We start from the raw sequence: 8711 nt of genomic DNA, 5'->3' as shown, positions 1-8711 counted from the left end.
TGAAACAGGCATTCCGTGGTGCGATGGCGGGTTATCCACAGGATTGAGTTATCCACATTCCGATTTCATGTTAAAGCTTCTCTTCAGCGACGCAGCATTTCCCGATATTTTCCCGGTGTTACGCCTTCGTATTTTTTGAAAAAACGAATAAATCCGACGTCATTGGAATAACCGACCTTCTGCGCAATTTGTGAAACGGTCAACGTCTGATCGGCAAGAAGAGCTTTCGATTCCCGAATTCGCACGGCCGCGATGTAATCGGTAATGTTCTGTCCGCTGTGCTTCTTGAAGAACGACGACAGGTACTGCGGTGTAATTTGAAAATGATCCGCCATCATCGTCAAGCTGATGTTGCAATCGACTCCGTTCTGTTCAATATAACTGCAAATTCTGGCATACAGCCGCTCGCTGTGATCCGTCTTCTCTTCCCGGGAATGGGTGCATATTTGCATATAAAGCTCTTTGATTTTGCCCAGCATTTCTTCGGCAGTCGAGCAATCGGAGATCGATTTCGCCGGATCGGACGAGCCTGCGAACAGCTTCTTGTCATCGATATTCATTCCGTTGGACACCTTCAGGACAGTACTCAGCATATCGAAGAAGAGGCATTTGCCCATTTCGGGAGTAATTTTATGGTCCGTGAAGTTGACCTCGTAAATTTGCTCCAGCAGCTTCTCGGCATGAACGTAATCCCCGCTCTTCGCGTAATTCATCAATTGAACCTCGGCTTCCATCGGGTAGTGATAATAATGCTGCTCCAAATCCTCGAGATCTTCATAGAAGATAACTTCATTCGCCCCGTAAATGACTCGGTAATCCATCGCCATCAGCGCTTCCCGGTAGCATCTCCCAATCTCCTCCATCCCCTGATGGATCATGCTGACCGCCACGGTCGTTTGAATGCGAAATCTCTCTTCAATGACCTGCTTCAGTTGACGGATAAAATCGTTCCGCCGCATCTTGACCTCGTCATCCGCTTCAGGAATGCTGGTCAGCACAGCCAGCCGGTCCCGGTCCATTTCCACAATATAGCCCTTATCCTGCATTAATTCGCTGCATACGTTGGTAAGAATAAAGCGGACCAGCGCCCATTCCCTTTCGGTATCCCCTTTGATAAAGCTCGAGCAGTCATCTATCTCTATAATCATGGTGCAGAAAAAGTCATGCTCGAAATGAACTCCCATAAATTCGAGAGAGCGGTCTTGGGCCGCGTCTATTTCCGCATGCCCCTTGATCAACCGGGTCAGAAAGTTCGCCTGCAGCACCGGTGCCTGCTCCTCCAGCGTTTTGCGCAAATGCTTCTCTTCATTCAGAGAAAGCACGATCATTTTTTTAATAAAATCGTACTCGTTGGTAAAATGGCCTCTCTTAAGGCCTCTCCCTTTGATGATTTCCTGGATCATTTCGCGAATCGGGCTATAGTTGCGGTAAGCCATCACATAAGAAGCGACGGCTCCGGCCGCCAGGCAGATGACCAGCATCGCCAGCGCCCCGTCCTTCACTCTGTTGACTTGTTCCATAACGATCGAGGTCGGTACGACCGAGACGTATTTCCAGCCGTTCTTGGCGCTGGTCGTATACGACAACATTTTTTCCTCGCCGTTCTGCACAATATTATAGTAATCGCTTGGCTCCGTGAGCTGGGTATAGAGCTTGGGATCGAGCCCCTCCTGCGAATTCGTCATCATCACCTGATAATTCTCATCCAAAATATAGATCGCCCCATTATGAACCCATTCCACCTGCTTGAGCAGTTGATTGATTTCCTGTTCACCGATATGAATGACGAGGTATCCTTCCGGGTCCGAAAAGTTGGCGAGCGGCAGCGACTGAACGTAGGTAATATAATTGGTCGTAGTGGATGCAATTCTGTCGGTAATGGGAGACGCCGGTATATAAGTTTTGTAACGATGTCCGGAGAGCAGCTCGTTCATCACCCAATCGTAGCCTTTGTCCTCGTATGAACGAATCTTGTTGAAATACACTTCAGGGTTCGTCTTCATAAGCGGGGTAAGGATCGTTTCGGTATTTTTAAAGTAAATGAAAAAATCTTCTATAAAGGTGCTGATATTTCGAAAGTTCTTCACTTCTTTCATAAATTCCAGAAACTTGATTTGGTCGTTAACCGTGTCACCCCCCACATTGCTCAGCAGCCAGAGAAGCTTCGGATTCAGCGCCAACTGAACGGTCATGGAGTCAATTTCCCCCAGACGGTTGTCCATAACCTGTTTCACTTGCTCCAGCATGCCCAGATGGGCCCGGTTTGCATTATCCACCATCAGCTTCTCCACGTTTTTGTATAAAGCGCTTCCAATAATGACAGGAATAAGAAGAATGATGATGTAGGATGTCAATAAAGTAATAAACACGCTTTTGGGTCCGTTTCCTTTCCATGGCTTCAGCGTTCTTGTTCTCATCATCCATATCGCCCCTATTCCGCTTGATGTTAAAATCGGTTAATGCCGCAGAGTTTGAGTATACTTGAGCCTTTTAGAAAATTCCGGAAAGCAATATTAATTATGGATAATCCCCCACTTGTTGTACATGATCTTTTTTAATGGTCAATAGTATACATTTAAGATTTGAGCCTGAAAATACGCAAAAAATATAACACCGGTATAAGGTGAAACTTATACTTTCTTAGATTTGTTAAAAGTCCTGCATTATCTCAGGAATTTTTGCCGCGAAACGTATTTCGAGTCCTTTGCGGCACCTCCCAACTTCATCTATTGAAGCCTTTTCGTAGATTCCGCTGCAGAATCCATACACATCGATAAAAAAAAGAGGACGCTATGGTCCCCCTTTTCAAAAAAGTATTGAATTGTCGCTTGTCTCTCTATCGCTACTATATCAAGCTGCCGTTCTTGTAAACCTCTCTGACCATGAGCTTGTCTTCCTCCCAGTTATACAGGACGAGATCCGCCGGGGCGCCCTCATTCAAACCTTGGGCAGCAGGCAGTCCCATGAAGGCCGCCGGACGGGTCGATGCCATCTCCCACGCCTGGGCCGCAGTACACAGCTTGGAGCGGACGAGATGCTCGATATTGAAAGGAAGCATCTGTGCCGATCCGGCGAGTATGTTCGGATTATGGGCCGTATGGAGCCTACCTTCCGGGGTCAGCACCACCTTGCCGCCAATATGGGTATCATACTCGCCTGGAGCCAGTCCGCTCAGGAACACCGCATCACTGATTATCATGAGCTGCTCGGCCTTCGCCTTGAGGAATACCTTGAGCACGGATTCCGGCAGATGGAACCCGTCCGCTATCGCACAAGGGCTCAGCTCGTCGCTGGCCAGCTGCTCCCAAATATAATTGGGGTGACGCGGGAGCATCAATTGCGCTCCATTGCCCAGATGGGTCGACATCCTGGCCCCCGCGGCCACTGCCGCCCGAATCTGCTCCGGTGTCGCCGAAGTATGCCCGATGGACACGGTGACTCCCTCCGCGCTGCACTTCGCAATGAACTCCGGGGCGTTGTCCCATTCCGGAGAAAGCGTAAGAATGCGTATCCGGCCTCCGGCCGCGCGCTGCCACCTCTGGAAGAGCTCCCAATCGGGAGCGGTCACGTATTCCTTACTGTGAGCCCCGCGGGCTCCGTCCTCAGGTGAAATAAACGGACCCTCCACATGTATGCCCGCTATGCACTGCGCGGTCAATGGATCGGAATCGCAAGCTTCTGCAATAATTCCGACAAGCCGCTCAATATCCTCGGGGCTGTTCGTTATCACCGTTGGATAGTACGAAGTAACACCCAATTTTGCAATCCGGCGGGTCACCTCTTGGACCGCTTCCGTTGACAATGGAAGTGTATTGAAATCAATCCCAAAGTATCCGTTAATCTGGAGATCAACGAGTCCGGGTGCAATCCATGGAAGGGAACCGTCGGCTTCTGCCTGCACAGGCGCCACTTCCCGAATCTTCCCCTCGCTTATCGTTACCCGGACAGGATTGCCGGACTTGTAGTCCAATCCTTCCAGAACCGTTAGCTGCTCCCCACTCATGCTTTCACCTCATAGGAATCGGTATCGACATACAGGGTACAATCCGGATGAGTACGAAGAATAGAAGCCGGGCATTCCGTTGTCAGCGGCCCGTTTAACGTGTGCATAACCGCGTTGCGCTTGGTCGGTCCCGGAACCATACAGAATAGATGACTTCCTGACATAATCGCCGGAATAGTGAGCGTAAGCGCATGAGTCGGAACCGCGTCAAAGGTCGGGAAGCAGCCATCATTCACCTGCTGCTGGCGGCAGGCGTCATCCAGTTCGACGGGCTTCATCAGCACCGGATCTTCGAAATCGGCTACCGGCGGATCATTAAAAGCTATATGGCCATTCTCGCCAATCCCCAGACAAACGATGTCGATCGGAGCCTCCTTAAGCAGATCCGAATAGCGCTTACATTCTTCTTCTATCGAATTGGAGCTGTCGATCAGATGAACTTCGCCAGGCTTGACAATATCAAAAATTCGATCCTGCAAAAATTGGCTGAACCGCTGCGGAGCATCCCGCTTCAAACCGATATATTCATCCATATGAAAAGCGGTTATACGGGACCAATCAATATCCGGATCCTTCGCCAGTGTTTCCAAAAATTCGTTCTGAGAAGGAGCAGCGGCAAAAATCATGCGAACCCTCTCCTGCTTCCCCAGAAGCTCCTTCACCTTGCTGGCCGCAGCCAGTCCGGCACTTTGCCCCAGTTCCTGACGGTTCCTGTATACGCGAACCTGCAACCGCTCGCACGTCTCGGTCAGAACCGGTTGAATCGTTGAACTCATATTAGGTTGTCCTCCTTGATCATAATCGGAATGTCAGCAGCTTTAACCTTTGCCGTTGCTGCCAAAGCCTGTTGACTACCTCTATTATGGGCGAAATCCCATACCCTGACAATGCTTTAATAAAGAATTGCGAGAAATATTACCCGGAAATTTATCGCGATACTGATATAAACACTGCTTTCGAGCCTTCGATTGCGAGCAGCCGCGTGATACCGTAATTTTAGACAAATAAAAGTCCCCAAACCGTGTGCCCGGGGACTTGTATAGATTATTTCCGATATGTTTCGTTATACCACTGCGTGGCTTCCTTAATCCATTCGTTGCCGCCGCGTTTTTTCCAGTCTTCTACAAATTGATCGAATCCGTCAATGGACTCTTCCCCCGTTATCACTTTAGCCGCGAATTGCATCCATAATCCGTCATAAGCCAGTTCCGGCCTTGTCTGAAGGGTCGGCATTGCAGGAATATCAAGTCCGTCGTTAATCCGGCCTTCATTATTTGCGATAGCCATGGCGTCTACAATGAGCTGGCCATGATTGCGCCCGGACATAAATTCTTCATTTTCCAAGTAATTCTGCCCCATATAATCCAGAAAAATGTTATACATTTGCTCTTCATAAATAGCTGCCTGCGTATCCGGATATTTATACTTGATTTGACTGCCTTCCATGGTGTAGTTTTCGCCTTCGATTCCGTACGTCAGAAACCGCTTCGCTTCATCGCTGAACAACCAGTCCAAATATTTGATCGCCGTCTCCGGGTTTTCGCTTGATTTGGGAATAACATATACCATTCCTACGGATGAGCCCAAATTAGCGCCGCCTTTGCCGTCAGGTCCGGTAGGCGCCGGGAGGATCACAACCTCGGCGGAAGGGGTATTGGCCTGAACCTCCATCAACCATTTGTCGGGATATGTCGCGGCGTGCTGCCACATGCCCACTACTCCCTGCCCTTTGATCTTGGCATCCCAATCTTTTCCTTGCTGTACCATAAATTCATTATCCAGCAGCTTTTCTTGGTACAGCAGCTTATATACCTTTAACGCTTCCTTCATGTCCGGCCGAATAAAATTGGGCACCAATTGATCGTTCTCATATTTCCAACCGCCCGGAAGCACGTCATAAGCGCCGAAGAAGATATCGCTGAAAGCAAAATTTGCCCGGCCGCTGAACGGAATTTCGTCGGATTTTCCGTTGCCGTTCGGATCTCCTTCTTTGAAGGCGCGGAGCATATTGATATAATCATCCACCGTCTTCGGGATTTCCAGCCCCAACGCGTCCAACCAATCTTTGCGCACGTAAACTACGTTATTGTTGCGGACAAATATAGATTGGGGAATTCCATAGATTTTCCCGTCTTTGCTCACCTTCGGAGAGCTCCACGCCTCTTCCGGAATATTTTTTTTCAGATTCGGGCCATACTTCTCTATCAGTTCATTTAAGGGCAGCAGCACCCCATGATCTACGGCCGGTGCGACTTCCGCCACATTAATCCCTTGGGTCTGCAGCAGATCGGGCAAATCCCCGCGTGCGAAAAGCAGATTCATCTTTTGATTATAATCCTGCCAGGGAATGAGCGGATCGATCTTAATATTAATGCCCGATAGCTCCCTTATCTTCTCCACATATTTATCCTTATTGATATCCGGCGAAGCCTCGATATACTGCTGGCCGGCCGTTGTTTGTCCGATACGCAAGGAGAGTGCCTGATCCCCGCCCTTTCCTTCCGCTGCCTTTATTTCATTGTCTTCACCAGTGTCTGCCTGGGATGCGCAGCCTGCGAGCAGGAGCAAAGAGATCAGGAAAGTCAACCTTTTCATCATGATTTCCCCCTATAGATTTATTGGGCTTATCCTTTGATGGAACCTAACATAGCCCCTTTAATAAAATGCTTTTGGATAAAAGGATAAACCAGCAAAATAGGAACAGAAGCAATAATGATCGTCGCCATCTTGATCCCTTCCAGCGATTGAAGGGTCAACGAGGCGGTTTGCATCATTTGTTCCGCCTGATTCTCGACGATAAGCTGCCGCAGCTTAAGCTGAAGCGGGTAAAGCTGTGGCTTGGTAATGTACATAACGGCTTGAAAATATCCGTTCCAATGGGCAACTGCATAAAACAGTCCGATCGTGCTCAATGAAGGGATGGAAAGCGGCAATACAACTTTCCATAAAGACCGGTATTCCCCGCACCCATCTATCTTGGCCGCATCTATCAAGCTTCGGGGGATGTTCTGGAAGAACGAAACCATGATGATGAGATTGAATGCGTTGATCGCTGACGGAATAATCAACGACCAGAGGGTATCCAGCATCGCCATGGACTTCACGAGCAAGAAGCTCGGGATCATCGGCGCTTGAAAAATCATCGTAAACAGCACCAGAACGAGGATTAGCGAGCGTCCTTTCAATTCCCGGTACGAGAGTCCGTACGCCATAAGCGCTGTCAGAACCAAGTTAATAAAGGTCCCGGCAGCAGTAATCAAAACCGTCACACCGAACGAACGCCAGATCCCCGGGTTGCTCAGAACGGCAGTATAATTCGCAAACGTAAAGTCGACGGGGAAAACCGTTACCTTGCCTTGTGAAATGGCCAGCCCGCTGCTGAAGGATCCCGCAAGAACATATAGAAAAGGATACAGCATCGTTAAGCTCAGCAGAGTCAAAAATAAAGGGTTCAGTATGGAAAAGGCTCTCTGTCCCTTGGTCATTCCTATCATGCTCCGGCCCCCTTGAAGATTAAAAGATGGAATGGTCCGTCATCTTTTTACTTAAATAGTTGGCCCCGAACAATAAAATAAAGCCAACGATCGATTTAAAAATGCCTATCGCGGTCGTATAGCTGAACTGCCCGCCCAACAATCCGATTCGATAAATATAAGTGTCAAATACCTCTCCCGTTTCATACACAAGCGGATTCAGAAACATATAAATTTGTTCAAACCCCAGATCAAGGATATGGCCTATGTTTAATAGCAGGAGCACAATGATCGTCGGCAGCAGGGAAGGGATCGTGATGCTGAAGGCCTGGCGAAGCTTCCCCGCCCCGTCGACCTCGGCCGCCTCATACAAATCCGGGTTAATACCGGCGAGGGCAGCCAGATAGATGATGGTATTCCATCCGACCTCCTTCCATATTCCCGATCCGACAATTATAGTTCGGAAGTATTTCGGCTCCTGCAGAAAGAATATGGGCTCGCTGCAGAAGGAGCGTATCCATTCATTCACAATCCCCGAGCTTGGTGATAAAAAATTGATGATCAACCCACCTGCAATCACCCAAGACAAAAAATGCGGCAAATAAAGCACCGTTTGAATCGTTCGCTTAAACAGGACTTTCCTGACTTCATTCAATAAGAGTGCCAGAAGAATGGGGGCCGGAAAGCCAAAGAAGAGCTTGTATAGGCTGATCAACACTGTATTGGTCAGTACGCTGTAAAACTCCGGGTACGTAAACAAGTTGATGAAATGCTTCAACCCTACGAACGAGCTTCCCCACACACCGTCGAATACGTTGTAATCCTGGAATGCAATGATGCTGCCGCTTAGAGGAATGTACTTAAAAACGACGAAATAGATTAGACCCGGAAGGATCATCGTATAAAGCGGCCAATTCCTAATCCTGAATCGATGTAAAGATTGCATATACTCCTCCCTCAATAAATTAATATTTTCTCCGTTTTTCTCCCTATTTCGCATGATTTCATCTTTGACTTACGAAGTGCTTGAGGATAATATTTGACGGCGAGGGAATATCTGGGATCGATCTATTGGCAGGAACAGAGGTGGTGGTCACCTCGTTTTTAAAAATGCATATGGTCGCATATGGATCTCCACACATTCCCTTGCGGTTTACCCTCCCTCAATAAATTAATATTTTCTCCGTTTTTCTCCCTATTTCGCATGATTTCATCTTTGACTTACGAAGTGCTTG

General features: G+C 48.3%; 6 protein-coding genes. All 6 read right to left on the bottom strand.

All coding sequences use genetic code 11. From position 1 onward, the window contains the following. Positions 1-83: 83 nt before the first annotated feature. The 6 genes from FS806_RS24495 to FS806_RS24470 all read right to left on the bottom strand — a co-directional run bounded on the left by FS806_RS24495 (position 84) and on the right by FS806_RS24470 (position 8422). Positions 84-2420, bottom strand: a complete 2337-nt coding sequence (locus tag FS806_RS24495; RefSeq protein ID WP_144941901.1) for a helix-turn-helix domain-containing protein — start codon at positions 2418-2420, stop codon at positions 84-86. Between the two features lie 425 nt (positions 2421-2845). Then, positions 2846-4003, bottom strand: a complete 1158-nt coding sequence (locus FS806_RS24490; RefSeq protein ID WP_144941899.1) for an N-acetylglucosamine-6-phosphate deacetylase — start codon at positions 4001-4003, stop codon at positions 2846-2848. Further along, a complete protein-coding gene (locus FS806_RS24485) occupies positions 4000-4779 on the bottom strand; it encodes a glucosamine-6-phosphate deaminase (RefSeq protein WP_144941897.1) in 780 nt (259 codons plus the stop codon). Before FS806_RS24485 ends, FS806_RS24490 begins: the two co-directional genes overlap by 4 nt. Positions 4780-5047: 268 nt before the next feature. Then, entirely contained in the window at positions 5048-6601 is a 1554-nt protein-coding gene (locus FS806_RS24480) for an extracellular solute-binding protein (RefSeq protein WP_144941895.1), read from the bottom strand. A 26-nt stretch (positions 6602-6627) separates the two neighbouring features. Further along, positions 6628-7497, bottom strand: a complete 870-nt coding sequence (locus FS806_RS24475; RefSeq protein WP_144941893.1) for a carbohydrate ABC transporter permease — start codon at positions 7495-7497, stop codon at positions 6628-6630. Between the two features lie 19 nt (positions 7498-7516). Then, positions 7517-8422: an ABC transporter permease gene (locus tag FS806_RS24470; RefSeq protein ID WP_260982243.1), complete on the bottom strand. Its 906-nt coding sequence runs from the start codon at positions 8420-8422 to the stop codon at positions 7517-7519. Positions 8423-8711 lie beyond the last annotated feature (289 nt).

The organism is Paenibacillus sp. 32O-W (assembly GCF_007679495.1).
GTDB classification, from domain to species: domain Bacteria; phylum Bacillota; class Bacilli; order Paenibacillales; family NBRC-103111; genus Paenibacillus_L; species Paenibacillus_L residui.
This window is presented reverse-complemented; position numbering and strand designations above follow the sequence as displayed.